24 protein-coding genes are annotated in these 26,691 nt (G+C 66.7%); 13 read left to right on the plus strand and 11 right to left on the minus strand.

The window, feature by feature from the left end; all coding sequences use genetic code 11:
* Window positions 1-18: 18 nt before the first annotated feature.
* The 5 genes from LQD00_RS10180 to LQD00_RS10200 form a co-directional block, all read right to left on the minus strand.
* The gene (locus LQD00_RS10180; protein ID WP_232717017.1) at window positions 19-1,008 is read right to left on the minus strand and encodes a phosphotransferase family protein; all 990 of its coding nucleotides are present in this window, start codon (window positions 1,006-1,008) and stop codon (window positions 19-21) included.
* Complete coding sequence (locus LQD00_RS10185) at window positions 1,005-2,210, minus strand: acyl-CoA dehydrogenase family protein (RefSeq protein ID WP_232717018.1); 1,206 nt, start codon at window positions 2,208-2,210, stop codon at window positions 1,005-1,007. The genes LQD00_RS10180 and LQD00_RS10185 overlap by 4 nt, the downstream gene beginning before the upstream one ends.
* Before the next feature lie 27 nt (window positions 2,211-2,237).
* Window positions 2,238-3,389 (minus strand): thiolase family protein, encoded by a 1,152-nt coding sequence (locus LQD00_RS10190; protein WP_232717019.1) that lies wholly within the window; start codon window positions 3,387-3,389, stop codon window positions 2,238-2,240.
* A complete protein-coding gene (locus LQD00_RS10195) occupies window positions 3,386-3,808 on the minus strand; it encodes a Zn-ribbon domain-containing OB-fold protein (protein WP_232717020.1) in 423 nt (140 codons plus the stop codon). The genes LQD00_RS10190 and LQD00_RS10195 overlap by 4 nt, the downstream gene beginning before the upstream one ends.
* Before the next feature lie 69 nt (window positions 3,809-3,877).
* Entirely contained in the window at window positions 3,878-4,666 is a 789-nt protein-coding gene (locus LQD00_RS10200) for an enoyl-CoA hydratase/isomerase family protein (protein WP_232717021.1), read from the minus strand.
* 112 nt (window positions 4,667-4,778) lie between these two features.
* Here LQD00_RS10200 and LQD00_RS10205 point away from each other — a divergent pair, with 112 nt between their 5' ends.
* The 11 genes from LQD00_RS10205 to LQD00_RS10255 all read left to right on the plus strand — a co-directional run bounded on the left by LQD00_RS10205 (window position 4,779) and on the right by LQD00_RS10255 (window position 16,241).
* The gene (locus LQD00_RS10205) at window positions 4,779-5,144 is read left to right on the plus strand and encodes a nuclear transport factor 2 family protein (RefSeq protein ID WP_232717022.1); all 366 of its coding nucleotides are present in this window, start codon (window positions 4,779-4,781) and stop codon (window positions 5,142-5,144) included.
* Window positions 5,141-5,515, plus strand: a complete 375-nt coding sequence (locus LQD00_RS10210; RefSeq protein WP_232717023.1) for a hypothetical protein — start codon at window positions 5,141-5,143, stop codon at window positions 5,513-5,515. Before LQD00_RS10205 ends, LQD00_RS10210 begins: the two co-directional genes overlap by 4 nt.
* Before the next feature lie 312 nt (window positions 5,516-5,827).
* The gene (locus LQD00_RS10215; protein WP_232717105.1) at window positions 5,828-6,859 is read left to right on the plus strand and encodes an ABC transporter substrate-binding protein; all 1,032 of its coding nucleotides are present in this window, start codon (window positions 5,828-5,830) and stop codon (window positions 6,857-6,859) included.
* Window positions 6,856-7,662: an SDR family NAD(P)-dependent oxidoreductase gene (locus tag LQD00_RS10220; RefSeq protein WP_232717024.1), complete on the plus strand. Its 807-nt coding sequence runs from the start codon at window positions 6,856-6,858 to the stop codon at window positions 7,660-7,662. The genes LQD00_RS10215 and LQD00_RS10220 overlap by 4 nt, the downstream gene beginning before the upstream one ends.
* A 1-nt stretch (window position 7,663) precedes the next feature.
* Window positions 7,664-8,845: an ABC transporter ATP-binding protein gene (locus tag LQD00_RS10225; RefSeq protein WP_232717025.1), complete on the plus strand. Its 1,182-nt coding sequence runs from the start codon at window positions 7,664-7,666 to the stop codon at window positions 8,843-8,845.
* On the plus strand, window positions 8,842-10,554 hold the full coding sequence (locus LQD00_RS10230; protein ID WP_232717026.1) for an ABC transporter permease: 1,713 nt from the start codon (window positions 8,842-8,844) through the stop codon (window positions 10,552-10,554). The genes LQD00_RS10225 and LQD00_RS10230 overlap by 4 nt, the downstream gene beginning before the upstream one ends.
* Window positions 10,555-10,576: 22 nt before the next feature.
* Window positions 10,577-11,341: an SDR family NAD(P)-dependent oxidoreductase gene (locus LQD00_RS10235; RefSeq protein ID WP_232717027.1), complete on the plus strand. Its 765-nt coding sequence runs from the start codon at window positions 10,577-10,579 to the stop codon at window positions 11,339-11,341.
* Between the two features lie 33 nt (window positions 11,342-11,374).
* Window positions 11,375-12,403 carry an ABC transporter substrate-binding protein gene (locus LQD00_RS10240; RefSeq protein ID WP_006868763.1) on the plus strand — a complete coding sequence of 343 codons (1,029 nt, stop codon included), beginning with the start codon at window positions 11,375-11,377 and terminating at the stop codon, window positions 12,401-12,403.
* Window positions 12,400-13,461 (plus strand): ABC transporter substrate-binding protein, encoded by a 1,062-nt coding sequence (locus LQD00_RS10245; RefSeq protein WP_232717028.1) that lies wholly within the window; start codon window positions 12,400-12,402, stop codon window positions 13,459-13,461. The genes LQD00_RS10240 and LQD00_RS10245 overlap by 4 nt, the downstream gene beginning before the upstream one ends.
* Window positions 13,462-13,498: 37 nt before the next feature.
* Window positions 13,499-15,436: an oxidoreductase gene (locus tag LQD00_RS10250; RefSeq protein ID WP_232717029.1), complete on the plus strand. Its 1,938-nt coding sequence runs from the start codon at window positions 13,499-13,501 to the stop codon at window positions 15,434-15,436.
* A gap of 16 nt (window positions 15,437-15,452) precedes the next feature.
* Window positions 15,453-16,241 carry an SDR family NAD(P)-dependent oxidoreductase gene (locus tag LQD00_RS10255; RefSeq protein ID WP_232717030.1) on the plus strand — a complete coding sequence of 263 codons (789 nt, stop codon included), beginning with the start codon at window positions 15,453-15,455 and terminating at the stop codon, window positions 16,239-16,241.
* Window positions 16,242-16,320: 79 nt separating this feature from the next.
* On the opposite strand, the gene LQD00_RS10260 is transcribed toward LQD00_RS10255, so the two are convergent.
* The 3 genes from LQD00_RS10260 to LQD00_RS10270 form a co-directional block, all read right to left on the minus strand.
* Window positions 16,321-16,944 (minus strand): TetR/AcrR family transcriptional regulator, encoded by a 624-nt coding sequence (locus LQD00_RS10260; RefSeq protein ID WP_232717031.1) that lies wholly within the window; start codon window positions 16,942-16,944, stop codon window positions 16,321-16,323.
* A 59-nt stretch (window positions 16,945-17,003) separates the two neighbouring features.
* Entirely contained in the window at window positions 17,004-18,233 is a 1,230-nt protein-coding gene (locus LQD00_RS10265; RefSeq protein ID WP_232717032.1) for an acyl-CoA dehydrogenase family protein, read from the minus strand.
* 163 nt (window positions 18,234-18,396) lie between these two features.
* On the minus strand, window positions 18,397-19,566 hold the full coding sequence (locus LQD00_RS10270; protein WP_232717033.1) for a TetR/AcrR family transcriptional regulator: 1,170 nt from the start codon (window positions 19,564-19,566) through the stop codon (window positions 18,397-18,399).
* Between the two features lie 129 nt (window positions 19,567-19,695).
* Here LQD00_RS10270 and LQD00_RS10275 point away from each other — a divergent pair, with 129 nt between their 5' ends.
* Together LQD00_RS10275 and LQD00_RS10280 are read left to right on the plus strand one after the other, a co-directional pair.
* Window positions 19,696-20,907 carry an acetyl-CoA C-acetyltransferase gene (locus LQD00_RS10275; RefSeq protein WP_232717034.1) on the plus strand — a complete coding sequence of 404 codons (1,212 nt, stop codon included), beginning with the start codon at window positions 19,696-19,698 and terminating at the stop codon, window positions 20,905-20,907.
* A 174-nt stretch (window positions 20,908-21,081) separates the two neighbouring features.
* Window positions 21,082-23,283, plus strand: a complete 2,202-nt coding sequence (locus LQD00_RS10280) for a 3-hydroxyacyl-CoA dehydrogenase NAD-binding domain-containing protein (RefSeq protein WP_232717035.1) — start codon at window positions 21,082-21,084, stop codon at window positions 23,281-23,283.
* Window positions 23,284-23,418: 135 nt separating this feature from the next.
* Here the strand turns inward: LQD00_RS10280 and LQD00_RS10285 are convergent, their stop codons facing one another.
* From LQD00_RS10285 to LQD00_RS10295, 3 genes are all read right to left on the minus strand, one after another.
* Entirely contained in the window at window positions 23,419-24,354 is a 936-nt protein-coding gene (locus tag LQD00_RS10285; protein WP_232717036.1) for a hypothetical protein, read from the minus strand.
* A gap of 113 nt (window positions 24,355-24,467) precedes the next feature.
* Window positions 24,468-25,142 carry a slipin family protein gene (locus tag LQD00_RS10290; protein ID WP_232717037.1) on the minus strand — a complete coding sequence of 225 codons (675 nt, stop codon included), beginning with the start codon at window positions 25,140-25,142 and terminating at the stop codon, window positions 24,468-24,470.
* A gap of 662 nt (window positions 25,143-25,804) precedes the next feature.
* Window positions 25,805-26,662, minus strand: coding sequence for an alpha/beta fold hydrolase (locus LQD00_RS10295; RefSeq protein ID WP_006868773.1), 858 nt, complete (start codon window positions 26,660-26,662; stop codon window positions 25,805-25,807).
* Between the last annotated feature and the right edge of the window lie 29 nt (window positions 26,663-26,691).

Genomic DNA, 26,691 nt, shown 5'->3' on the forward strand with positions numbered 1-26,691 from the left:
GTAGGGGTGGTTTCTCGGCTAGGTGCGGGCCATGAGTGCGGTGCCGGTCTCGATGAGGCGGGAGATGGTGGCGGGCAGCTTCTCCTGATCGGGATCGTGGTGGCGTCCCTCGCGGTGCCGGCGCAGGTTGTGGCCCATGATCGCCGCCATCTTGAGGCGTCCGAGGGCGTCGAACCAGGCGAGATCGGGCAGGGCGGGTCCGCCCGCGGTGTAGGCGTCGACGAGTTCTCCGGCACTCGGCAGGGAGGGGACCTCACGGCCGACCCCGGGGAAGTTCGTCCCGTCGGCGAACACCAGGAACCAGCCGAGTTCGACGCGCGGGTCGCCGACGCTCCAGATCTCCCAGTCGATCAGCGCGACCGGCTCGACGCCGTCCGAGATGATGTTCCCCAGGCGGTAATCACCGTGGACGAGGCAGGGCGCGATGGGGTCGGGCACCGTGGCGGCCAGGGCGTCGAGGAGTTCGGCACCACCGACGACGAGCTCGGGCGGTACCGCGCCCAGTGTCTTGCCCCAACGGGCGAGTTCGTCACCGGGCGACAGCACCGGTCCGGCCACGTCGCCGGCGAGACCGGGGAGTTTCCGGTGATCGACGGCATGGAGACGGGGGAGGATCTCGGCGGCGCGCAGCATCCGGGCCGCGGCGAGGTCGGGAGCCACGGCCGGGTCGTCGAGGACGGGCTCGAGCGATTCACCGGCGACGAGTTCCATGGCGAACCAGGCGGGTTCCTCACGGTCGACCTCGAGCACACGGGGCACCGGCACGTCGGTGTCGGCCAGAGCCGTCAGGATCGTGGCCTGCCGCAGCATGTCGTGCCGGCCGATCGACTTCTGGCCCTCGGGAACCGCTTTCACGACCCATTCGCTGCGGGACCCGGCGTCGTCGAGGGTTCCGACGCGGAAGGTCAGCCCGGAGTGTCCGCCGGGAAGCACCGCGAACGAATCCACGGTCAGCCCGTGGGAGGCCTGCAGGCGGTCGGTGACGCGCTGCTCCAGGGTGGGGGTCACAGTCGTGGCTCCTTCGGGAGGCCGAGGACGCGCTCGGCGATGATGTTGTGCTGGATCTCGTCGGTGCCGCCGGCGATCCGGTAGCCGGGAGCTCCGAGGACGTGCTCGGTCCAGGCGAAGGTGCCCCAGGTGCCGTTGTCGGCGACCAGATCTCGACCGAGGAGAAGGCGGACCAGCTCGCTGGTCCGTGCCATGGTGTCGACGGCGAGCAGCTTGCCCAACGACGCCTCCGGGCCGGGGTCGACACCGCCGAGCATGGCCTGGGCGACCCGCATCCCGGCGATCCGCTGGACCGCGGTGCGGGTGGCGAGGTCGGCGACCTTGTCGCGCTCCACATCCGACAGTTCGCGTCCCAGGTGGCGGGCCAGTTCGAGAGCCTGGTCGGCGTTGGCCAGACCCAGTCCGGCGCCGTCGAGACGTTCGGCGGCGAGGACGGTCAGGGCCACCGACCAGCCCTCACCGACCGGGCCGAGCCGGAGCGAGTCGTCGAGCACGACACCCTCGAGGTAGACCTCGTTGAAGGAACTGCCGCCGGTCATCTGCCGGATCGGTCGCACGGTGAGGCCGTCGACGTCCATCGGGACGAGGAAGACGGTGAGACCCTTGTGCTTGGCCGCCTGGGGATCGGTACGGCACACGGCCACACCGAAATCGGCGACGAGGGCACCTGAGGTCCACACCTTGTGGCCGTCGAGCCGCCAGTTGCCGTCCTCGGTGCGGACCGCGCGCGTCCGGACCGCGGCGAGGTCGGAGCCGGCCTCGGTCTCGGAGAAGAGCTGGCACGCGATGAGGTCGGTCCGGAGCATCGCCCGCACGAACCGCTCCTGCTGATCCGGCGTTCCCCACTGGGCGATGGTCGGTGCAACGAGTTGCTGTGTGACCGAGAACATCTCGGTTCGCTTGGGGATGTCGTAGTGGTCCTCGGCGGCGCGGAAGGCCAGTTCGTAGGACATCGGCAGATCGCGGCCGCCGTAGGCCTCCGGCCAGGTCAGGGCGCCCCAGCCGGCGTCGAACTTGGTCTGCTCATAGGCGGAGATCGCGTCGGTGTGGGCCCGCTCCTCCTCGGGGGTCCAGTTCTCGAAGACGGCGACGGAGTCGCTGCCCACGCCCCACACCGCATCGGTACGGCGCGGAGCGATCGTCGAGAGCCAGGTGTGCGCATCGTCGGTGAAGGTCGCCAGATCCGGCAGTGTGGTCGTCATGTCGATCCGATCGGTGGAAGTGGTGGGTCAGACGGCGAGAACGGTGCAGGCGCTGATGCCCGGCGCACCGTAGACATGGGTGAATCCGACCTTCGGCGAATCGTCGACCTGCCGGTCACCCGCCTCGCCGCGCAACTGCGTGACGATCTCGTGGACCTGACGCAGGCCGGAGGCGCCGATCGGCTCGCCGTTGGCGATACATCCACCATCGGTGTTGACCGGCAACGTGCCGCCGATCTCGGTGCGTCCCTGGGCGATCCACTCTTCCTGCTCGCCGTGTTCGCAGAACCCGCATTCGGCCATGTGCATGATCTCCGCACCGCTCTCGGTGTCCTGGAGTTGCGCGACGTCGACGTCTGCCGGCCCGATGCCGGCCTGCTCGAAGGCGGCCCGAGCGGCGTCGGTGCTGACGCTGACCGGTTCGCCGGTGCCCTGGACCGCCGGGCTGAAGACCTCGAAGGAACCGAACTGCCGGGTGCGGTGGCTGATCGCCTTGATGGCCACCGGGCGGCCGCCGAGTCGGCGGACCGCGGACTCGCTCGCCACCACGATCGCCGCCCCACCCTCACCGGGGGAACAGAACATGTACCGGGTGAGGGGGTCGTTGACCATGTCGGCGTCCCGGATCACGTCTGCAGGCATGGGATCTCGACGCCAGGCGTTGGGGTTGAGCGCACCGTTGCGGTATGCCTTGGCGGCCACCTCGGCCAGGGTGTCCCGGGAGATCCCGTGAGCGTTCATGTAGCGGGCGATCTTGGAACCGAAGAACTGGGTGGTGACCATGAGGCCGGCCTCGCCGTACCCCTCGGGCAGGCCCCACTCCGCGGGGAGCGGGTCGAAGGCGCCGCGCGGGTGCTTGTCGAAGCCGACGGCCAGGGCTACGTCGGCGGCGCCGGCACGGACCGCGTTGACCGCGGACACGAGCGCGCTTCCGCCTGTGGCGCAACCGTTCTTGACGTTGGTGAACGGGATACCGGTGAAGCCCAGCTCGGCGACGAGGGTGTCGGCGAGTCCGGACCCGTCGCTGCCGCCGAAGGCGACCTGGACGTCAGGCCACGTGAGGCCGGCATCGGTGAGTGCGGTCTGGATGGCGGTGACTGCCATCTGGCGTCCGCTGATCCCGTTCTGGCGCCCGAACTTCGACAGTCCGGCGCCGATGATGAAGACGTCTTCGCTCATCGTCGGTCCTCCTGGTCGGCGGTGGGTTCGGGCAGCACGAGGAAACGTGGAACGGGTTGGGTCGCGATGAGGGTGGCGGGTGCTCCCTGCAGGCCTTCGACGGTGTCGGCCTCGAGGATGCCCGCGACGCGGATGCCCTCGGGGAGTTCCACGTATCCCATCGCGAACGGGGAGAAGCCCTCGGGGGGAGGAACATACGGCGGCGACTTCGGTGCGAAACGCTGCACCGTGTAGGCCCAGACGGTGCCTCGGGTGCTCAGCTCACGCGGACGGGCGGTGGCGGTTGCGCATCGCGAGCAATACGTGCCGGCGGGAAAGCCGACCGTGCCGCACACCGTGCATTCCGATCCGTGGAGCACCGCGGGGTCCGTCGCGTCGTCGGCGACGGCGTTCCGGACGGTACTGTCGTCGACCGTCATGTTCCTCCCCTTTCAGTTCTTCTCTGTTTTCTCGAGGGCTGGCTTCTCAGCTGATGAGTGGCTGAGCGATCAGCGGCCGACCCACTTGGGCTCACGCTTCTGCAGGAAGGCGTTGACGCCTTCTTTGGCGTCCTCGGACTGCAGTGCGTTGCCCACGGCCAGGTGCTCCATGACCATCAGCGACTGGATGTCGGCGTCGAGGCCGCGGTCGATCGTCATCTTGGTCAGCTTCATCATGAACGGGCTCTTGTCGATGAGCGGAGCGATGAAGTCGGCCTCGAGCTTGTCGAGGTCGGCGGCCGGTGCCGAAGCGTTGATCAGGTCCCACTCGGTGGCTTCCTTGCCGGACAGCAGCTTGCCGGTGAGCATGAGCTCCTTGGTCTTGCGGACGCCGATCATGCGCGGCAGGCGGTAGATCGGGCCGGCGCCGCCGAACAGGGCGCGACGGATGTGGAAGTCGCCGATCTTGGCATCGTCGGCCGCGATGGCGAAGTCGCACGAGATCATGAGCTCGAAGCCGCCGGCGGTGACGTAGTCCTCGAGGACGGCGACGGACGGGGTGTTCATCGAGTACAGCCGGTCACAGACCTTGGCCGAGAGCACGGCGACGTCCATGGCGGTGGTGCTGCCGACGTAGTCACTGAGGAGGACGTCGAGGTCGAAGCCCGAGCAGAACTGATTTCCCTTGCCGCGCAACACCAGAACGAGCAGATCGGGGTCGTTGTCGACCTCGGTGATGATCTCGTCGAGACGGTGCAGCAGCTCCGGGGTGACCGCGTTCTTCTTGTGCGGGCGGTTCAGCCAGACGCGAGCGACGGGGCCGTCCTTCTCCAGGATGATGTGGTCGGTGTCGATCATGGGATTCTCCTTCGAGGGTGTTCGAGTTGAACTGGATTCACTTCAGTTCTAACGGTCACCTGAACTGAAGTCAATACTCGACGGGGCACCAATCCTGAACTAAGTTCAGCTCATGACTGTGATCGACAACTACTACGCGACGATCGACGCCGGACGACTCGACGAGGCGGTGGCGATGTTGGCTCCGGACGTCGAGTTCGCCATGATCCTGCCGAACGGCGAGAACCGAGGTTCCGGGCGCGACAAGATGCTCGAATATCTTCGAAATCGCCCGCCGGTCAACCGAAAACACGTCCTCGCCCGACTCGCGGCCGACAAGGACCTCGAGTTCGTGCAGGGCTCGGTCACCGAGGACGACATCCGCACGACGGGGTTCTTCGTCGGGGCGATGCACATCGGGGACGACGGCCTCGTCGACCGCTATCAGGTGAGCTTCAGTCCGGACTTCGCCCTACTCCCCGAAGGAGCCAATCGATGACAACGACCACCACCACTCCGATCCTCGCGCAGTGGTTCGAGTACATGGATTCCGACGATCCCGATCGGGTTCTGGGGATGATCGCCGACGACTTCGTCATGTCGGTGCAGTTCTCGAAGGGCGCGGGACAGTCGGCCGAGTTCGTCGGTGACCGCGCCGGCCTGGTCGGTTACCTGGAGCAGCGCGAGAAGAGCGTTCTGGTCCATCACGTCGACATCGGCGTCACCGCCGACGGGTGCGAGATGGTTCTCGGACGGACCACGCGGGCGGGGGAGTTCGAGGCATCCTTCACCGCCACGGCACAGGTGAACGGTGCCGGCCTCGTGCGGCGACTGCTCATCGCGCGCACGCCCGAGGTCTCGTTCGCCTGATTCGGCCCCGAATACAAGCAACACCTTCTTCATGCTGGCCATGACGTCGCTACCTGCGGAAACGCGGGTGGCGGCGTCGTGGGTCTCCGGTCCGCTCGCATACCGAACCCAGCCGATGCAGAGGTATGACCTCATGAGAAATTGGGCAGGTTCGTGATTGACATCACTAGGAACCCCGGCTAAATTTCAGAACTGAGATCAGTTCAGTTCGATCCCCGGTCGCGCTGAGATCACCGGATCAGCCGGCCGCGGTCATCGCGGATCATCCGGCACCGGAAACCCTTGACGGAAGGTAGATGTCGCATGAGAGGTATGACCCGCGCACTGGCCGCCATCACGGCCGCGGTCGCCACCGTGACCATGCTCGCGGCGTGCGGTGGGGACACCGGTGCGTCCGGCGGACCTGTGGACGGCTCGTGGGACGACGTGGTCGCCGCGGCGAAGAGTGAGGGGAAGGTGACTCTCTACTCGAGCCAGAAGCCGGCGAACCTCGAGGCGCTCAAGAAGGCGTTCGAAGCCGAGTACCCGGAGATCGCCCTCGACTTCGTGCGCGGGACCGACGTGGAGATCAACCCGAAGGTCGAGACCGAGAGCCGGACCGGCAAGGGCATCGCCGACGTCCACATGCAGACCGATGCGGCGTGGATGAAGACCGCGGCCGAATCCGGCACCTACACAACCGATCTGGTTGGTCCGGCGCTCACCGCGCCGGACTACCAGCCCGAGAAGAGCCTCATCGACGACCAGTTCGCACTGACCAGTGCCGCGGTCTTCAGCCTCGGCTGGAACACCGACGCCGTGCCGGCCGGCCTGCGGACTCCGCAGGACGTCGTGAATCCCGCCTACCGGGGCAAGATCGGCGTCGTCAACCCCACCGGTATCGCGTCCTACGTGGACATGTACCGCTACTTCTCCAAGACCTACGGCGAGGACTACTGGAAGCAGGTCGCGGCGTTGTCCCCGCGCATCTACCCGAGCGCACTCGGAGTGGCCCAGGCACTGACCTCGGGCGAGATCTGGGTGACCCCCACTGTGCAACCCCTCGTCACCGAGGTGGACAACGGCGCGCCCGTGAACTGGGCGCTTCCCCCATCACCGTGGGGTACTCCCTGGTACACCAGCGCATTGTCGGCGGCGCCGAATCCGAATGCGGCCCAGGTCCTCGTCGACTTCATGATCACCCGTGCGGGACAGACCGCGCTCAATTCCGGTTACGCCGCGGTGCTTCCCGACATCCCCGGTGCGGTCGCCCGTGCACAGGACATCGCGACGCCGGACACCGACAACCTCACCCCGGACAAGGTCCGCGAGTTCTCGCAGAGCTGGGCGGAGGATTTCCAGTGACCGGGGCTCAGGAGACCGTTGCCCGCGATCTCGAGGGCGCGGGGGTGTTGATCACCGGTGCGGCCAAGGGAATCGGTGCCGCCACCGCCGCAGCCTTCGCGGCGCGGGGTGCGGTGGTCTACCCGACCGACGTCGACGCCGATCGCGGCCGTGCCGCCGCAGCGGAATACGGTGCGGCAGAGCGGTTCAAGGTTCTAGACGTACGAGACGAGGAGGGCTGGGAGCGGGTTGTCGCCGAGATGGAGGCTGACGGCCACCCCCTGCAGGTGATGGTCAACTCGGCCGGCGCCGCCATCCGCGCCTCGCTCGCCGACACCCCCCTCGACGGGTTCCGGCGCATGGTCGACCTCAACCTCGTGGGCACCTTCCTCGGTGTGCGCACGGCCGCCCGGTACATGGTCGCCGGCGGCGCGGTGGTCAACATCTCGTCTCTGCGAGGAGTGGTGGCCACTGCCGAACTCGGCGCGTACGGAGCGTCGAAGTTCGGAGTCCGCGCGCTGACGCGGGTCGCGGCCATCGAGCTGGCACACAAGGGGATCCGCGTCAACGACGTGTGCCCCGGCAGTATCGACACCGAGATCACCGCAGTACCGGACTTCGATCACGTCGACGTGGAGAGCTACGTCCGCACCATCCCGATGCAGCGTCGGGGGGCCCCGGAGGAAGTCGCCGAGGTGATCCTGTTCCTCGCCGAACCGCGCAGCAGTTACATCACCGGCGTCGACCTCCTCGTCGACGGCGGAACCGGTGCAGGCGTGACCACACCTACCAAGAACAACCTCGACAAGAACACGGAGAACTGACGTGACATCTCGATTCTCAGTGTCCGGACTGGTCAAAAAGTACGGTGACAACGTCGTCGTCGACGATCTGGACCTACCCATCGAAGAGGGCGAGTTCCTCGTCCTGCTCGGACCGAGCGGATGCGGCAAGACCACCACTCTGCGCTGTCTGGCCGGCCTGGAAACCCCTCAGGGAGGGTCGATCTCGTTCAAGGACGAGCTGATCTTCGACGCCGACACCGGCGTGAACGTGCCGGCGCATCGCCGCAACATCGGCATGGTCTTCCAGTCCTACGCCCTGTGGCCGCACATGACCGTGCGCAAGAACATCGGGTACCCGCTCAAGGTCCGCAAGATGAAAGAGGCCCTCAAGGACGGGTCGATCGAGCAGGCCGCGCGGATGGTGGACTGCGAGGGTCTGCTCGACCGCTACCCCTCTCAGCTCTCCGGCGGTCAGCAGCAGCGCGTCGCGGTCGCACGCGGACTCGTGTCCCGTCCCGACCTCGTTCTCTTCGACGAACCGCTCTCGAATCTCGATGCCCGCCTGCGCGATCAGGTTCGGTCGCAGATCCACCAGTTGCACCAGCAGCTCGGCTTCACCGCTGTTTTCGTCACGCACGACCAGTCGGAGGCGTTCGCTCTCGGTGACCGGATCGCCATCATGAAGGCCGGCAAGATCGAACAGTACGACGAGCCCGAGCACGTCTTCGAGACCCCTGTCTCCGAGTACGTCGCGGCCTTCATCGGGATGTCGAACCGGATCGAACTCCGTCGCGGACACGACGGATGGCGTACCACCCAGGGCGACGCGGTCGACCTGTCGCGTGCACTGGTACGCGGGGTCCCGGACCGCGGTGCCGAGGCGGCTGCCCGTCTTCGACCCGATGACCTCCTGCTGCACGCGTCGGAGGCCGAAGCGCCGGCCTCCAACGTCATGCTCCATGCCGAGCTCGTCGATTTCGAGTACGGCGGACGGTATTACGACGTGACCGTGCGCTCGGGCGAGGACACGCTCCTGCTGCGTGCCTCCGCTGCCGAGCACGGTGTGACCCTCAAGAAGAGTGCACCCGGTGACAAGGTGGTCGTGAGTTTCGATCCGTCGGCGTTGCGGGTGTACCCCGACCAGGCCGATGCGGCGATCGACACCGTCTCGCAGACCGCCAAGACCGCGGTGGCGCCGGCCCCGGCGAAGCTCGCATCATGACGGCCACGGCCCCGACAGTCGGAATCGGATCGTCCCCGCGGTCGCTGGCGATCCCCGCCCAGTGGCGGGCGCGGATCGGTTACGGCATCCTGCTCGCGATCCTGGCCTACCTGGTGGTCCTCCCGATGGTCCGGCTGCAGGCACTGGCCTTCGAGGACGGCGCGCAGGGTTACCGAAACGAATACGGCCGCTTCGACATCGCCGAGACGATCTGGACGACGGTCGCGCTCGCGGGCGGTTCGTTGGTGATCGCCATGGTCCTGGGTACGCTGCTCGCCTTCGCGGCGAGCCGTCTGCCGGCGGGCATGGGCTTCCTCAAGATGATCCCCATCCTGCCGATCGTGATGCCTGCCGTCGCGAACATCGTGGGCTGGGCGTTCCTGCTCTCGCCCGGCCCCGGCTACCTGAACGTGCTCCTGCGGAAGCTCCCGTGGTGGAGCGGCAGCGACAGCGGGCCGATCGACGTGTACACCGTGCCGTGGATCATCATCCTGACCGGCTTCGGCCTTACATCCTTCGTCTACCTGTTCGTCAGTGCCGGAATGCAGAACATCAGTGCCGAACATCTGGAAGCGGCACAGACGAGCGGGTCGTCGACCGTCGGTGTGTTCTTCCGGGTCGTGCTGCCCCTTCTGCGACCCTCGCTCATCTACGGCGGCGGTATCGCCTTCCTGCTCGGTCTCGGCCAGTTCACCGGCCCGTTGCTGCTCGGCCAGAACAACGGCGTGAACGTGCTGACCACCGACATGTATCGCCGGGTGTCGGAGTCGCCGGCCGACTTCGCGGCGGCCGCGGCTGCCGGTTCGCCGCTGGTGATCCTCGGTATCGCGATCGTCCTCGTCCAGAAACTGTTGTTGGGCAATCAGAGTCGCTTCGTCACGCACGGCGGCAAGGCGTTCTCGCCGACCGGTGGCCGCGCGCGTTGGGCAAGCGCCACGCTCGTCGTGTACGCCCTCGTCGCGCTGGTCATCCCGATGGTCGGTCTCGTGATCGTGTCGCTGACGCCGTACTGGTCGGGGTCGTTGTCGTGGGGACTGTTCACCCTGGACAACTTCCGCGAACTCTTCGCGAACGCCTCGGTCACCGAGTCGATCGTCACCAGTGTCCTCACCTCGCTGGGCGCCGTCGCGATCTGTATCCCGATCGGATACGCGATGGCCAACCTCCTGGTGCGGGGTCGCCAGCACAAGGTCCTGGGTCTCGTCGGCGATCTGATCACCGCACTGCCGCTGGGCATCCCCGCCGTCATCTTCGGTGTCGGCTTCCTGCTCACCTACACCGAGCCGCCGCTGATCCTCTACGGCACGCGGACAGTCATCGTGTTGGTCTACGTGGTGCTGATGCTGCCCTTCGCGGTGCGGATGCAGATGACCGCGATGCTCTCGTTGGGCAACACCTACACCGAGGCGTCGGCGACCAGCGGCGCATCGCCCCTCGTCACCAACTTGCGGATCATGTTGCCGCTCATGCGGCCTGCGATCCTGAGCGCAGTGGCGCTGATGTTCATCCTGCTCACGCACGAGTTCGCGGCGTCGCTGCTCGTCCGGGCGTCGACCACACAGGTGATGGGCACGTTGCTCTACGACATGTGGCAGAACGGGTCGTACCCCCAGGTCGCCGCGATGGCGTTGCTGATGACGGCGGTGACCGCCGGCGGTGTCGGTGCGGCAATGGTGGTCGGCGGGCGCAATGTCCTCAGCAATCTCTGAATCGGCGTCCGAGGAGTACGTGATGGGTGTAGGTGCAGGCCGGCTTGCCGGCAAGGTCGCGCTGGTGACCGGTGCCACCGGTGGGATAGGCGTGGAGATCGTTCGACGCCTGGCCGGTGAAGGCGCCTCGGTCGTATTGACCGATGTCCCCGGTGCTCCGCTGGATCAGTTGCGGGACAGTCTGTCCGAGCCCGACAAGCACCTGGTTGCAACGCTCGACATCTCGTCGGAGAGCGGATGGGAGAGCGTCGTCGGTGACATCGCGGAGAGTCATCCCCGACTCGACCTGCTCGTCAACAACGGTGCCATCGGAAGTCTCGCGTCGGTGGTCGACGAGAAGGTCGACACCTATCAGCGCGTGATCGACATCAGTCAGACCGGTACCTGGCTGGGGATGAAGCACGCGGGCGCCCACATCGAGGCGACCGGAGGCGGGGCCATCGTCAACGTGTGCTCGATCCTGGGATCGGTTGGCGGGCTGGGCAACAGCCTCGCCTATGCCGCCGCGAAGGGGGCGGTGCGGACGATGACGAAGAATGCTGCGCTGCACTGGGCGAAGCGCGGGGTCCGGGTGAACTCGATCCACCCGGGTTTCATCGGCACCGAACAGCTCAGGGAGCGGTACGAGGGCACCGAGCGTCACGACGCGATGATCGCGAACACCCCGATGGGGCGCCTCGGCACGGCGGAGGACGTCGCGGCCGCAGTCGCATTCCTCGGCGGCGATGACGCGCTCTACATCACCGGCACCGAACTCTACGTCGACGGTGGCTGGACCTGCGCCTGAGTCAGGCGACAGGCTTTATCAACGGAGGAACACATGAGAACTCGCAGACTCGTCGGTGCGCTCGCAGCAGCGACCCTCGCCCTGACGGTCGCTGCGTGCGGAGGCGGCAGCGAACCTTCTCGCGCGGTGGACGGCCCTTGGGAGGACGTCGTCGCGGCGGCCAACAAGGAGGGCAAGGTCACCCTGTACTCGACGCAGGCCGCACCCCGCCTCGCCGACTTGGAGAAGCAGTTCGAGAAGGCCTACCCCGCCATCGATCTCGAGATCGTCCGCGGGGTCGACGCCGACCTCCTCTCCAAGATCGACGCCGAATCGCGGTCGGGCAAGGGAATCGGCGACGTTGCCGTCATCACCGACATCTCGTGGATGAAGGCGAACGCCGACAACGACGTCGCCGTCCCCGTCGTGGGGCCGGCATTCGACGCGCCGGATTACCACCGCGCGTCGAGCATCGTCGATGACCGCTTCTTCCTGGAAGGTGCCGTCATCCTCGGTCTCGGCTGGAACACCAAGGCGCTCCCCGGCGGGGTCAAGGACGCGCGGGGCCTGCTCGATCCGGCGCTGAAAGGAAAGATCGGCATCGTCAACCCGGCGACCTCGCCGACCTACCTCGATTACTACGCGCACATCGAGAAGTACTACGGCGAGGATTACATCAAGGCGCTGGCGGCCCAGAATCCGCGTATCTACCCCAGCAACCAGCCGCTGGGGCAAGCCGTCGCGTCGGGTGAGGTGACCGTCGGACTCATGACCGATCCCATGCTCACGTCCAAGGACGCCGGTGCGCCGGTGGATTGGACGGCGACCGAGCATGTCTGGGGTGCGAAGTGGTACGGACTCGCGTTGGGATCGTCGCCGCATCCCAACGCCGCCCAGGTCCTCGCCGACTTCATGGTCACGCCCGCCGGACAGGCCGCGACCACTCCCGGTTACGCCTCGGTACTGCCCGACATCGCAGGTTCGGTCGCGAACGCTCAGGAGGTCGCCGACCAGAACCTCGACGTGACCACCGGACAAGGTGCACAGAAGTACCGGTCCGAGCTGGAGCAGATTCTGAAATGAGTTCCCGACGCCTCGGGACGGTCGGCGGAATCCGCCGGCTGTCCCTGGTGGCCCTCGCCACGGCCGCCCTCACGATGACAGCGGCATGTGGCGGGGGCTCGTCCTCTTCGGAGGCGGTCTCCGGTGACTGGGACGAGGTGGTCGCCGCCGCCGAGCAGGAGGGCAGCGTCTATCTCTACTCCACCCAGCACCCGGACAATCTCCAGAAGCTCAAAGGGTCGTTCGAGGCCGCCTACCCCCGGATCACGCTCGAGTTCACCCGTGGGACCGATGTCGAGATCAATCCTCGCGTCGAAACCGAGAACCGTACTGGCAAGGGAACCGCCGACGTCCACATGTCCTCGGACTTCAGCTGGGTCACGCGGGCCGCCGCGTCGGGGCAGTACTCGGTCGAGCCGGTCGGGCCGGCCTTCGACAACCCGGCCTACGAGCGGTCTCGCAGCGTGATCGACGATCGGTTGTTCCTCGTCAGCGGTGCGGCGTTCGCCCTCGGGTGGAACACAGATGCGCTGCCGGGCGGACTCGACAAGCCAGAGGATCTCTTGTCCGAATCCCTGCGGGGTCGGATCGGAGTGGTGAACCCCGCCGGCTTCGCCCCCGTCGTGGACGAGTACCGGTTCTTCGACAAGAACTGGGCTCCCGACTTCAACAAGCGTCTCGCAGCTCTCGAGCCGCGGATCTATCCCGGCGCGCTCGCCGTCGCGCAGGCGCTCAACTCCGGCGAGATCGTCGCGACACCGATGGTCCAACCGCTGGTGCGCGAGCAGAAGACCGGCGCCCCGGTCGGATGGAAGCTGCCGCAACCCTATTGGGGCACACCCTGGTACTCCCACGTACTTACCTCGGCCCCCCATCCGAACGCGGCCCAGGTCCTGGCCGACTTCCTGGTCACCCGGGACGGTCAGACCGCTCTGTCGACCGGTTATGCGTCGGCACTCCCGGACATCCCCGGGGCGGTCGCACGAGCCCAGGACATCCCGCTCCCTGACGTCGACTCGCTCACCGCGGAGTCGGTCGATCGGTATCAGCAGGAGTGGCGCAGGCAGTTCCTGTCCTGAGTCGTCGGCCGCCGACAACTCCTCGAAAGGAGGTCCGATGACCGCCGGACCCGTATTCCCCGAACTGTTCTCGCCGATGGAGATCGGCGGACTGACCCTCCGGAACCGGTTGGTCGCTCTTCCCGCCGGCACGAGCCTCGTCGAGCACGGTGTGCCGACCGAGGGCGACACCGAGCACTTCGAGCGGCTCGCCGCCGGAGGTGTCGGCATGATCGTGGGCGGCGCGACCGTCGTCCACCCCACCACGACTCTGCGGTCACGCAAACTCGTGGAGGCCTACCAGGACGAGGTCATCCCCGCCACGGCCAAGAAGGTTGCCGCGGTGCACCGTCACGGGGCGCGTCTGATCACCCAATTGGTCCATCTGGGACGGGAGTTCATCGGGGGTGAGTCGGATTCACCGCCGGTGGCCCCCTCGTCCCTCAAGACGAACCGAGACGCCTATCCACCCCATGAGTTGACGATCGCCGAGATCGAGGACATCGTCGACGGTTGGGCGACCTCCGCACGCAATCTCATCGCCGCCGACGTGGACGGTCTTGAGATCCATGCTGCCCACGGATATCTCGTCGCACAGTTCATGTCACCGCTGACGAACCGCCGAACCGACTCCTTCGGTGGCGGATTCGAGAACCGGATGCGATTCGGGCGACTCGTCGTCGAGGCCATGCGTGCGCAGATGCCTGCCGGAAAGCTGCTCGGCGTGCGATTGAGCGGCGAGGAGGAGATCCCCGGCGGGATGACGATCGACGACTGTGTACGGATCGCGGAGTACTACGCCGACCTCGGCGTGGACTACCTCAGCATCACACACGGCACCCGCGGGTCATACGTCAAGGATTCGACGCAACCGGACGCGGTCGCGGTGGGTTCGGCAGCACGGGTGCGTGCCGCCACCGGTGTGCCGGTCCTCGTCGGACAGCGGATCCGGGATGCGGCGACCGCCGAACACATCATCAAACGCGGCCAGGCCGACCTCGTCGGGATGGCGCGGGCGCTGATCGCCGACCCTGAACTACCCAACAAGTCGGCCGAGGGCCGAATGCTGGAGATCCGGGGATGCCTCGGGATCAACCAGGACTGCCGGGCCTTCGATCCGCACCTGCACTGCGCGGTGAACGCCGAGGTCGGACGGGGCAGACACCGGAATGTCGGAATGCGGGCGCCGGAGACCAAAGAGGTCTATGTCATCGGCGGTGGCCCGGGCGGGTTGGAAGCCGCTCGCGTCGCGGCCGAACGGGGGCACCGGGTAACCCTTTTCGAGGGTGCAACCGAACTAGGCGGAGCCGTCCGGACCGCCGCACGGTCGCCGCACCGGAGCACCCTGATCGACATCGTCGACTATCTGGGCCACGAGATGCGGCGACTCAAGGTGGATGTGAACCTCGCCGCGGCCATCGATGCCGACGACTTCACCGAGATCACGGGTATCGCCGACCACGTCATCGTGGCCACCGGTTCCCGGCCGGCCCCGATCCCGTCGTGGCTGCCCCAGCACGCGTCGGCAACCGTGGATCAGGCCATCCTCGGCGATCTGCCGTCGATGGACACCCGCAACGCCGTGGTCGTCGACGACGGCGACGGGTTCTGGCCCGCCTACAACGCGGCCGAGGCTCTCGCGCAACAGGGTTGGCAGGTCACCCTGTCGACACCGTTGACCTCACTGTGCTCGCGTATCCCGGCCGAGAGTGTCGGACCGCTGCTCCGTCGACTCGCCGAGGCCGGGGCCACCCTGGAAGTCGCACGAACCCTCGAGCCGGGTGGCGACGGCTCGTTGCAGAGCCGGCCGGTTTTCGGCGGTGAGCCGCAGATCCTTCCGGAGTCGCTGATCGTCTGGCATCAGCCCCGGGTACCCCTGTCGCCGTTCACCATCGACGGGGGCGATACCACGATCAGTCAGATCGGTGACTGCGTGACCCCACGACGCATCGGACATGCGATAGCCGAGGGCTATCGCGTCGGTGCAGAGATCTGAGATCAGAGGAGAAATGATGAACGAGGCCCAGTTCGAGGGCAAGATCGCGGTCGTCACCGGCGGCGGGTCCGGTATCGGAGCCGCAACGGTGCGCGAACTCAACCGTCGCGGTGCGGAATTGGTGTACGTCGTCGACGTCTCCATCGACGGGGCGAAGACGGTGGCATCCGAGATCGACGGTGCCCGGGCTCTGGAATTGGACGTCTCCGACTCGGAGGCGGTCGCCGAGGCCTTCGCCGGAGTCGTCGCCGAGCACGGGCGGCTGGACGTCGTGGTGCACGCGGCCGGCGTGGACGACCCGACCTCGAAGACCTGGATGCAGGAGGCGGCAGCACAGGGCGAGCCCATCGACGTCACGTCGCGACTGACCGACAAGATGTGGCGACGGGTTCTGGACATCAACCTCGACGGCACGTTCTACGTGCTGCGGGAATCGGTGCGCGCCATGAAAGGTCGCGGAGGAGGCGCCATCGTGACGGTCGGTTCGTCGTCCGCCTTCGACACCCTCATCGGTTACCCGCACTACTCCGCGTCCAAGGCCGCGGTGCATGCGATGAGCCAGTCGGTCGCGAAAGAGGTTCTGCCGTTCGGCATTCGCGTCAACACGATCGCGCCCGGTCCGGTCGACACCGCCATGGCCGCGCGGACCCCGGCGCACCTTCGTGCGGCGATGGACTCCGGTCCGGCTCGTGGCTACGCCAGCCCGGAGGAGCTCGCCGACACGATCCTGTATCTGGCGTCGCCGGGAGCGGCCAATCTCGTCGGCGCGGTGGTGCTGAGCAACGGCGGCAGATTCACCGTCTGACGACAGATACCGAGAGACACGAAAAAGCCTGAGCGGAACCGATCCGGTTCCGCTCAGGCTTTGATCGTCGAAAGCGCGCTCAGGCCTTGACCATTCGGACCAGAGACTCGGTGACGGTCTTGATCATGTGGTCGGGGGAGATGGGTCCGCCGGGCCGGTACCAGCGCCACACGCTGACCATCGCGCCCAGGACCAACCGCGATGCCAGTTCGGGATCGCCGGGGGCGAAGGCACCTGTCTCCATTCCGCGCTTGAGCAACTCGGTCCAGTTGTGCTCGATCTGGGCGACCAGCTCGCGGGACTGGACCCGTTCGGTCTCTTCTTTCTCCGACTGGCGCGGAGTGCTGAGGATGTCCATGTGGTTCTGCAGGATTCGGCGCTGAAGGGCATCGGTGGGCTCGGCTTCGAGAGCCGCCGCAACCGCTGCGCGCAAGGCCTCCTCGGGATCGCTGATCCCGGCGGTCCCTGCGTCGAAACGGCTGACCGACTCGGCCAGTTCGATGCGCATGATCGTGAGCAGGCAGTGCGCCTTCGACTCGAAGTAGTGGTACAGCGCGGTCTGGCCGATACCCACCTCGCCCGCGACCGAGGCCCATTTGGTGTGCTCGTATCCGACCTTGCCGAACTGCTCGACGGCGACCGTCAGGATGCGCGCACGCTTCGAGCGTGGTCCGTCCTCACGAACTTTCGAGTCGACTGGCATTGCCTACCCCCTTCTGATCTGTGTCGCCGGTGTCCATCGTGACATGAGTTGAACTCAGGTCACGCGGATTCGGGCACGCGGTCGAGTATCGACGCCGCAATGCGCGTCCGCTGAGTCGTGGCGTCCCCCGTGGCCGCCTCGTTGACGAGCACCCGCCGATAGTAGTTGTGAGCAGGGTGCTCCCAGGTGAAGCCGATACCACCGTGCAACTGGATGGTCTCGGTGCAGACCCGGATCGCGGCCTCGGTGCAGATGGTTCCGGCGACCGCGGCGGCGAACGCGATGGCGGCACGGTCACCGTCCGCGTCGACGACGCCGGCAGCGTAGCGGGCGGCGGATCGGGCGCGCTCGACGTCGAGGAGCATGTCGGCGATCCGGTGCTTGACCGCCTGGTACGACGCGATCGCCCGGCCGAACTGCTTGCGCGAGCTGGTGTACTCGATCGTCATCTCCAGGAGATGCGACGCGATGCCGACGTTCTCCGCGGCAACGGCGATGGTCGCGCGGGCTCGGAGCTCTGACACGAGGGCCGCGGTACCGCCCTCGTCGGACAACGGGATCGCAGCCGCCGCGTCGAGATGGAGCACGGCGAGCGGGCGAGTGGGGTCCAGCGATTCCGCGGTCACACGAGTGACCGAATCATCGGTGAGCGGGACGGCGAACAGTCGACGGCCGCCGCCGGTTTCGGCTGTGACGACGGCGATGTCGGCGGTGGCGCCGTGCGGCGCGTGCGCCGCGGTGCCCGACAGGCGCCAGTCCCCGGAGGAGACCTCAAGGGCGGTGAGACAGTCGGTGTCGCCGTCGAGCGGGGTCGCGGTGACCACGGCGCTGCCGTCGAGTGCTGCCGCTCGGTGTTGGTCGAGGCGGGCGTCGCCGCCCAGCAGGAGGGCGTGGACACCGACCGCTGCCGAGGTCAGGACGGGTTCCGGACGCAGCGCTCGGCCGCATTCCTCGAGCACGGTGCAGAGGTAGGTCAGCCCGTAGCCGAGGCCGCCGTCGGATTCGGGTACGGCCATCGTGGTGACCGCCATCGACGTGGCCAGTTCAGACCAGACCTCCGAGGAGTATCCGAGCTCCGACTCGGTGATGCGACGGACGTCCTCGATGTCGCCTGCGGACGCCAGCAGCGATCGGATCGCGTCGCGGAGATCCGACTCCTCGTCGTTGGGCAGCAACGGGATCGCGGTGTCGATCGACCAGGGGCGCCCGCTCGCGGCGCTGTCGCCTGCGTCGTGGGTGTCGAGCGGCGCGGCGGACAGTGTCTCGGCCGTCCCGGGGTGAATGCTCATCGCTGAACTCCTCTGCCGAGCATGGATGTGGATCAGGAACCTGAACAGAACTCAATTCATATTCGATGGATGCGCCCCGAGCTGTCAAGCATCTGTGGACAAGAAAGTCGAACTGAAGTAAGTTCAGTCCCAATGACCGCGTGAGCGTGGAGAGGAAACGATGTCAGACCGCGAGGATGCCCTTCATCAGATAGGCCATCCGTGCGGCGAACTCCGGACTCTGGGTTCCTCGTCTCATCCGCACCGCGTCGTTGACGATGGACAGGGCCGCGTGCACGGCCACCGCACCCTGGTCCCGTTTGAGTCCCGGGTCGACCTCGATGAGCAGATCGATCCAGCGGGCGACATAGCGACGCTGGATGTCGAGCAGCTCGGTGGCGCCGGGCTGGCCGGCGAGGACCGGGGAGTTGTTGAAGCTCACGGACAGGTCGGGCGTGCTGGTGATGACCTCGACATACGAATCGACCAGTGTGGCAAGGAGCTTGGCGGGATCGTTCGTCGCTCCGTAGGCCGCCATCACCGCCGCCTCGAGGCGGGCGCCGCTGCGATAACCGATGGCCACCAGGATCGCCATCTTCGACGGAAAGTGCTTGTACACACTGGGTCCGGCGATCCCGACCGCGCCACCGATCTCGTCGACCCCGACGTCGGAGTACCCGCGCGCGGCGAACAACGCGGCCGCGGCGTCGAGAATCTCGTCCCGGCGCGATCGGGTCGTCCCGGTGAGCTCCGGCGTCGTGGCGAGCGGGGGTGCGGTCGACGGGCTCAGCACCAGCAGGCGTCGGACCAGCTTCTCGATCTCTTCTCGCGCACGGACGCTGGACATCCGGGTGTGGTGCACGGTGAGGCTGCCGCTGACACTCAGGATCGCCCACGCGAGTTGGACGGCCTCGCGTTCGGTCAGGTCGTCGCGCCCGTTCAGGATCGCCGCCGCCCACTGTCCGATCACCTCGCGGGTGCGCAGCGCGACCTGTTTGTTCTGCTCGACGGTCAGGTAGTTGCTCGTCCAACGCCAGAGCGAGGCCGTCTGCGGGCGCTGGACGGCCAGCGCGCACACGGTGGAGATCAGCGTCGCCGCGTCGTTGCCGTCGCGGAGGGCGCGGTCGGTGCACGCCTCGAGGTCGTCGACGCCTGCCAGGACGGCCGCCTCGAGGAGTGACTGCTTGTCGTCGAAATGCCTGTAGACCGATGGCGCGGTGACGCCCGCCGAACGGGCGATGTCGGCGACCGACACCTGCGCGTAGCCGCGCTGGACGAAGAGCGTCGCCGCAGAGTCGACGAGCTGTCGCTTGCGGTCGGCGCCCTTTGTCCGGGTCGTCTTTCGGTCAGGCATGGTGAACAGACCATAGCGCACATTCGGAGGAAATCCAGACCTGTTGACCACGGGGTATAGCCAAATAAGTGATTCCGCGTTAGCCTCGGGGAGTAACCAACTGGTGGTTCGTGTGAAAGGAACACTTTCGTGCCTGATCAAGCATTCATCTACGAGGCGATCCGTACGCCTCGTGGCAAGCAGCGCGGCGGTGCGCTGCACAGCGTCAAGCCGGTCGACCTGGTCTCGGGTCTGATCGACGAGGTTCTGGCCCGCCACGGCGGCCTCGATCCCGCCGACGTCAACGACGTCATCCTCGGTGTCGTCTCGCCGGTCGGCGAGCAGGGTGCGGTCATCGCACGTACCGCCGCCCTCAACAGCGGCCTCCCGGAGACCGTTCCGGGTACCCAGATCAACCGCTTCTGCGCCTCGGGCCTGGAAGCCACCAACCTCGCGGCCGCCAAGGTCGCCTCCGGCTTCGACGACCTGGTTCTCGCCGGTGGTGTCGAGTCGATGTCGCGCGTCCCGATGGGCAGCGACGGCGGTGCACTCTTCACCGACCCCGCCACCGCGTACGACCACTACATCGTCCCGCAGGGCATCGGTGCCGACCTGATCGCCACCATCGAGGGCTTCTCGCGTGAAGACGTCGACGCCTACGCCGCCGAGTCGCAGGCTCGCGCCGAGAAGGCTTGGACCAGTGGCTACTTCACCAAGTCCGTGGTGCCCGTCAAGGACATCAACGGCGTCACCATCCTCGATCACGACGAGCACCGTCGTCCGGGTTCGACGGTCGAGAGCCTCGGCAAGCTGAAGGCCGCCTTCGCCGCCCTCGCCGACATGGCCGGCTTCGACGACGTCGCACTGCAGAAGTACCCGAGCGTCGAGAAGATCAACCACGTCCACACCGGTGGCAACAGCTCCGGCATCGTCGACGGTTCGGGCCTCGTGCTCATCGGTAGCGAGGAGGCGGGCAAGCGCAACGGCCTGACCCCGCGCGCCCGCGTCGTCTCGTTCGCCGAGGTCGGCTCCGAGCCCACCATCATGCTGACCGGCCCCACCCCGGCCACCGAGCTGGCACTGAAGAAGGCCGGCCTGACCGTCGACGACATCGACGTCTTCGAGCTGAACGAGGCCTTCGCCTCGGTCGTCATGAAGTGGATGAAGGATCTGAAGATCCCGCACGAGAAGGTCAACATCAACGGTGGCGCGATCGCCATGGGTCACCCGCTCGGTGCGACCGGCGCGATGATCTACGGCACCTGCCTCGACGAGCTCGAGCGCACCGGCGGCCGCTACGGCCTGATCACCCTCTGCATCGGTGGCGGCATGGGCGTCGCGACCATCATCGAGCGTCTCTGACCCTTCGAGGCTCGCTTCGCTCGCACCTCAGGGAGCGTGTGAAACCTCGCCCGCTCGCACCTCAGGGAACAGGGCAGCTCACCTTGCCCGACCCCGAGTGTGGGTGGACAGCCCGCGCTCGCTCCTCGGGGATCGAGTGGCCTTCACCTTCATAGAAAGATCTTCTGAAACACCATGAGTGACAACATGATCAACTGGGAGAAGGACGCCGACGGCGTCGTCATCCTGACCATGGACGACCCCAACCAGGGCGCCAACACCATGAACGCGCTGTACCAGGAGTCGATGGCCGCGACCGTCGACCGCCTGGAGGCGGAGAAGGACGACATCACCGGTGTCATCCTGACCTCGGCGAAGAAGACCTTCTTCGCCGGCGGCGACCTCAAGGACATGACGAGCGACCGCTCGGACGTCTCCAAGGCCGAGATCGCCACCCAGATCACCGAGACCACCAACGCCATGAAGAAGGTGCTGCGTCGTCTCGAGACCCTGGGCAAGCCCGTCGTCGCGGCCATCAACGGTGCCGCTCTCGGTGGCGGCCTGGAGATCGCGCTGCACACCCACTACCGCATCGCCGCGGACGTCAAGGGTGTCCAGATCGGTCTGCCCGAGGCCACCCTCGGCCTGCTCCCCGGTGGCGGCGGCGTCGTCCGTACCGTCCGCCTGCTCGGTATCCAGAACGCCCTCATGGGTGTCCTGCTCCAGGGCCAGCGCTTCAACCCGACCAAGGCCAAGGAGACCGGCCTGGTCAATGAGGTCGTCGGCTCCATCGAGGAACTGATCCCCGCCGCCAAGGCATGGATCAAGGAGAACCCCGAGGCCCAGCAGCCGTTCGACGTCAAGGGCTACAAGATCCCGGGCGGTGCTCCCACCAACCCGGCCTTCGCCGCGAACCTCCCGGCCCTCCCGGCCCTGCTGCGCAAGCAGATCAAGGGTGCCAACATGCCGGCTCCGCGCGCCATCCTGGCCGCAGCCGTCGAGGGTGCCTACGTCGACGTCGACACCGCCGACATCATCGAGACCCGCTACTTCGTCTCGCTGGTCACCGGCCAGGTCGCACAGAACATGATCAAGGCGTTCTTCTTCGACCTGCAGCACATCAACGGCGGCGGCTCGCGCCCCGAGGGCTACGACAAGTACACCGCCAAGAAGGTCGGCGTCATCGGCGCCGGCATGATGGGCGCGGCCATCGCGTACGTCTCGGCCAAGGCCGGCATCGAGGTCGTCCTCAAGGACATCGACCTCGAAGCCGCCAAGCGCGGTAAGGGTTACTCGGAGAAGCTCGAGGAGAAGGCCCTCTCGCGTGGCAAGACCACGCAGGAGAAGAGCGACGCGCTCCTCGCCCGCATCCACCCGACCGTCGATCCGGAGGACTTCAAGGGCGTCGACCTCGTCATCGAGGCCGCCTTCGAGTCGGTCGAGGTCAAGCACAAGGTGTTCCAGGAGATCGAGGACATCGTCGAGCCCGACGCCGTCCTGGGTTCCAACACCTCGACCCTGCCGATCACCATTCTCGCCGAGGGCGTGAAGCGGTCCGAGGACTTCATCGGTATCCACTTCTTCTCGCCGGTCGACAAGATGCCGCTGGTCGAGATCATCAAGGGTGAGAAGACCTCGGATGCCGTGCTGGCCAAGGTCATCGACTACACCCTGCAGATCCGCAAGACCCCGATCGTCGTCAACGACAGCCGTGGCTTCTTCACCAGCCGCGTCATCGGCACCTTCGTCAACGAGGCCATCGCGGCCGTCGGCGAGGGCGTCGAGCCGGCGTTCATCGAGCATGCGGGCACCCAGGCCGGTTACCCGGCCGCGCCGCTGCAGCTCATGGACGAGCTGACCCTGACCCTGCCGCAGAAGATCCGCAAGGAGACCGAGGCGGCACTCGTGGCCGAGGGCAAGGAAGTTCCGCAGCACGGCTCGAACGCCGTCGTCGACTGGATGGTCGAGAACGGCCGCACCGCCAAGAAGGACGGCAAGGGCTTCTACGACTACGACGAGAACGGCAAGCGCACCCAGCTCTGGCCGGGCCTGCGTGAGCAGTTCAAGTCGGGCACCACTGAGATCCCGCTCGAGGACATGAAGGAGCGCATGCTCTTCGCCGAGTCCCTCGAGACCGTCAAGTGCTTCGACGAAGGTGTGCTCACCTCCGTCGAGGACGCCAACATCGGCTCGATCTTCGGCATCGGCTTCCCGGCCTGGACCGGCGGTGTCATCCAGTACATCAACGGTTACGAGGGTGGCGTGCCCGGCTTCGTCGCGCGCGCCAAGGAGCTCGCCGGCAAGTACGGCAAGCACTTCGAGCCGCCGGCCTCGCTCGTCGAGAAGGCCGAGCAGGGTGTCACCAAGCTGACCAACGAGAACCTCGCTGCGAAGTAAGACACTCGCTGGGTGACCAGCAGACATCAAGGGCCCCGACCGGATTCGTTCCGGTCGGGGCTCTTGCTTTCGCTCACTCTTTCCGTACCCGCTCACTGTTGACGGGTGAGCGGCAACAGATCTCGTGAGCGAAACCTAGGCGGCGAGGAGGCCGAACTTCTTCAGCCAGGGATGCAGAAGCGGGACCAGTTGACGCTTCTCGAGGGTCGACCAGGTCCAGCGGACGACGGCGATACCGCTGGCCCGCAACCGATCTTCGCGGAGCTTCTCACGGACGACGACGTCCGTTGCCGACTCGCCGGCGCCGCGGAGGCTGTCGTACTTGTGCAGACCGTCGAACTCGCCGACGAGTAGTTCCGCCCAATCGAAGTCGCTGCGGTACCTCTGACCGTCGATGACGAACTCGCGCTGCAGCGTCGGGATCGGAAGACCCGCGTCGATCATCTGCGCGCGACTCCAGGATTCGCCGACGCTCTCGGCAGCCGCGCTCGCGAAGGGCAATGCTCGCCGCGCATTCCGCGCGCTCCGGCGTCGACGCCCTGAGAGGAGATCCGCCATCACAGTGGGGTCGGCACCGGCACGGAGCGCGGCGTCGAAAATGACCAGGGCCTGGTCGAAACTCCCCATGGTCGCGACGTCGACGGCGGTGCGTTCGATGGACGTGACCCGTATGCCGTCGATCTCGACGACCTCCTGTGGGTCGAGCGGCGACGCGTGCAGATGACGTTGTCCGCGAATCGATCCGCCCGCGGATCGCCCGGTGGTCACATGGACGAGGCCGAGATCCGGATGCAGCATCGGTAGCTCGTGAAGAGCCGCGGCGGACACGTGGCTGAGCGGATGACCATCGGTGGGGCCCGAGGTGGCGACCGCCAGCGCGCGCAGACGGTGACGCTTCTCGGAGGAGCCCGTCCCGGCCGGTTGGTCGGAGGCCGGGACCCACACTCCCGGTATCAGGCGCACGAGTTCCCGGCGGGTGGTGGCACCGGACAGTTGTTGGTCGGAGAATCCCGCGTGCAGTGCTGCATCGCGGTGGACGAGTCCGAAGCGATCGGTGGGAAAAGACGGCACAGAGAATACGACGCAGCGCGCGGCGACTGGGTTCCCGTCCGCGGGAGCGCTCACATGATCCGTTCCCGCTCACCCTTCAAGAGTGAGCGGGAACGGATGTGGTGAGCGAAGACTCAGTCTCCCGCCGGCACCTCGGCGCCGCCGACGCTGAGCACGACGCGGGCGCCGTACGGCACCGACTCGACGAGCCGCAGCTGCGCCAGCGCCGGGTGCGCGTCGAGCAGACGACCCGCGTTGGCGAGCGCCCGCAGCGACGCGGTCTCGGCTCGGGCCGCCTCGAGCTTGGCCAGACCACGAGTCTTCGCGGTGACCACCTCGAGTGCGGCACTACGGATCTCGGACGGCACGATGATGTCACGGATGACGACATCGAGCACCTCGACACCGACGGTTGCGGCCGCCTCGGCCGCCGCCTCGCGGATCGGAGCCACGTCGACGACGTCGCCGCGTCGGATCAGCTCCTCTGACGCGATGTCGGCGCTCACCTGGCGCAGCGCGATCTGCGCGGCCAGGTAGACCGCGCCGATCGGGTCGGCGGCCCGCTCGACGAACGCACGGGCATCGATCACGCGGGCGCGCAATGACATCGAGACGCGGATCGCGATGGAGTCCGAGGTGAGGATCTCCTGCGGTGCAACCGGAATGAGTCGGTCACGGAGGTCGACGGTCACCGTCGAGTCGGGCTTGGGGATCCGGTGACGTCCGGTATCCAGGGACTGGACCTCGGCATCCCGGTAGGCCAGCACCGTGTGACCCGGGGGGACGGTGATCTCGTTGTAGAACAGCATGGCGATCCTCCTTTCCGTTGCGTCGCAATGCCTGTCGGGACGTACTTGCTTGGTGGCGACACCGCTCGCGGGCGGGCCGGCCGGTGGGGGCGCGCAGCGTCGAATCGCGGACGACTCGCCGTGACGACCGCAGAACCGACCGAAACCGTGATCCCGGGAGCGGTGCCGTGATCAGGACTCGAACCTGAAAGGGTTGAAAAGACCCGTTGCCATCAAGTAGGCACAAGGATTCCGACGCACAGGAACACGTCGCGGTACCCCGCTCCGGCCTGCTGGTCCTCGTGCCGAACGGGAACTATGCCAGCTTGAGAGCCGTAGGGGCAACGGAATATTCGTACGGCCCGTGGATGGAACCGTTCGACGCCGTCATGCGTCAAAGTACGCATGACCCATCCAGGCAGACAACCCAGGTCAGATCGCACGCGAGGCGGCGTTGCGTGCAGGGCTTACCGCCCAGGACCTCGACGCGGTGGACGAGCCCGAGCGATCGGTGGGAAAAGACGGCACAGAGAATACGACGCAGCGCGCGGCGACTGGGTACCCGTCCGCGGGAGCGCTCACATGATCCGTTCCCGCTCACCCTTCAAGAGTGAGCGGGAACGGATGTGGTGAGCGAAGACTCAGGTTGGTCCGGAGTGAAATTCCGCCGCGGACACGGGTGATCAGCGGGTCAGGAAGGAACTGACCGTCGCCTCGAACGCTTCCTTGGCTTCGATCATCACCCAGTGGCCGCACTTCGGGAAGATGTGCAGCTCGGCGTCGGGGATGAGGCGCATGGGGACCATGGCCATGTCGGGCGGGCTGACGCGGTCGTCGCGGCCCCAGGTGAGCAGCGTCGGGCAGGCGACCTTGTGCATCGACGCCCAGTAGGGAGGAGTGTCGGAGGCCGCCATGAACTGCTGCTGCATCTCGAAAGCCGCTGAACCGTACATCATCTGGGCGGTCTTCTGGGCGTCCGGGTTGATCGCGGCTTCCCAGCGCTCTTCGATGAGCTCCTCGGTGACGAGGGAACGGTCGAAGACCATGGAGTTCAGCCAGCGGACGAGCTTGTCCTTGTCGGGTGCGTCGGTGAACTCCTGGAGGAGCCGCAGGCCCTCGCTGGGGCTCGGGCTGAAGACGTTGGGGCCGACGCCGCCGATGGTGACGAGCTTCTCGACACGGTCGGGCTTCTTGATCGCCAGGTTGACGCCGACGACGCCGCCCATCGAGTTGCCGATCATCGGCGCCTTGTCGATCCCCAGCGCATCCATGAAACGGATGACCGAACCGCCGGCGGTGAGGACCGGGTGACCCTCGACCGCGTCGCTGACGCCGAAGCCGGGGAACTCGATCACGTAGCAGTGATGGGTCTGCGCGAAGTGGCCGAGGTTGCCGCGATAGTTGCGCCAACCGGTGACACCGGGGCCGGACCCGTGCAGGAGGATCAACGGCGGCGCGTCGGCGTCACCGGCCTCGTGGTAGCGCAGGGTGCCCTGGTCGGTCGTCAGTTCCCGTTTGGTCGCATCGTAGGAGACATCCACGCGACTAGATTAGAACGTGTTCTAATCCG

The sequence above is a fragment of the Gordonia metallireducens genome (genome assembly GCF_021245825.1).
In the GTDB taxonomy this organism is placed as follows: Bacteria; Actinomycetota; Actinomycetes; order Mycobacteriales; family Mycobacteriaceae; genus Gordonia; species Gordonia namibiensis.

Bases quoted from the DNA above. Each gene is read 5' to 3' on its own strand.
- LQD00_RS10185 (WP_232717018.1), bottom strand. From the start codon at position 2,210: ATGACGACCACACTGCCGGATCTGGCGACCTTCACCGACGATGCGCAC.
- LQD00_RS10190 (WP_232717019.1), bottom strand. From the start codon at position 3,389: ATGAGCGAAGACGTCTTCATCATCGGCGCCGGACTGTCGAAGTTCGGG.
- LQD00_RS10195 (WP_232717020.1), bottom strand. From the start codon at position 3,808: ATGACGGTCGACGACAGTACCGTCCGGAACGCCGTCGCCGACGACGCG.
- LQD00_RS10200 (WP_232717021.1), bottom strand. From the start codon at position 4,666: ATGATCGACACCGACCACATCATCCTGGAGAAGGACGGCCCCGTCGCT.
- LQD00_RS10205 (WP_232717022.1), top strand. From the start codon at position 4,779: ATGACTGTGATCGACAACTACTACGCGACGATCGACGCCGGACGACTC.
- LQD00_RS10210 (WP_232717023.1), top strand. From the start codon at position 5,141: ATGACAACGACCACCACCACTCCGATCCTCGCGCAGTGGTTCGAGTAC.
- LQD00_RS10215 (WP_232717105.1), top strand. From the start codon at position 5,828: ATGACCCGCGCACTGGCCGCCATCACGGCCGCGGTCGCCACCGTGACC.
- LQD00_RS10230 (WP_232717026.1), top strand. From the start codon at position 8,842: ATGACGGCCACGGCCCCGACAGTCGGAATCGGATCGTCCCCGCGGTCG.
- LQD00_RS10235 (WP_232717027.1), top strand. From the start codon at position 10,577: ATGGGTGTAGGTGCAGGCCGGCTTGCCGGCAAGGTCGCGCTGGTGACC.
- LQD00_RS10240 (WP_006868763.1), top strand. From the start codon at position 11,375: ATGAGAACTCGCAGACTCGTCGGTGCGCTCGCAGCAGCGACCCTCGCC.
- LQD00_RS10245 (WP_232717028.1), top strand. From the start codon at position 12,400: ATGAGTTCCCGACGCCTCGGGACGGTCGGCGGAATCCGCCGGCTGTCC.
- LQD00_RS10250 (WP_232717029.1), top strand. From the start codon at position 13,499: ATGACCGCCGGACCCGTATTCCCCGAACTGTTCTCGCCGATGGAGATC.
- LQD00_RS10255 (WP_232717030.1), top strand. From the start codon at position 15,453: ATGAACGAGGCCCAGTTCGAGGGCAAGATCGCGGTCGTCACCGGCGGC.
- LQD00_RS10260 (WP_232717031.1), bottom strand. From the start codon at position 16,944: ATGCCAGTCGACTCGAAAGTTCGTGAGGACGGACCACGCTCGAAGCGT.
- LQD00_RS10265 (WP_232717032.1), bottom strand. From the start codon at position 18,233: ATGAGCATTCACCCCGGGACGGCCGAGACACTGTCCGCCGCGCCGCTC.
- LQD00_RS10270 (WP_232717033.1), bottom strand. From the start codon at position 19,566: ATGCCTGACCGAAAGACGACCCGGACAAAGGGCGCCGACCGCAAGCGA.
- LQD00_RS10280 (WP_232717035.1), top strand. From the start codon at position 21,082: ATGAGTGACAACATGATCAACTGGGAGAAGGACGCCGACGGCGTCGTC.
- LQD00_RS10290 (WP_232717037.1), bottom strand. From the start codon at position 25,142: ATGCTGTTCTACAACGAGATCACCGTCCCCCCGGGTCACACGGTGCTG.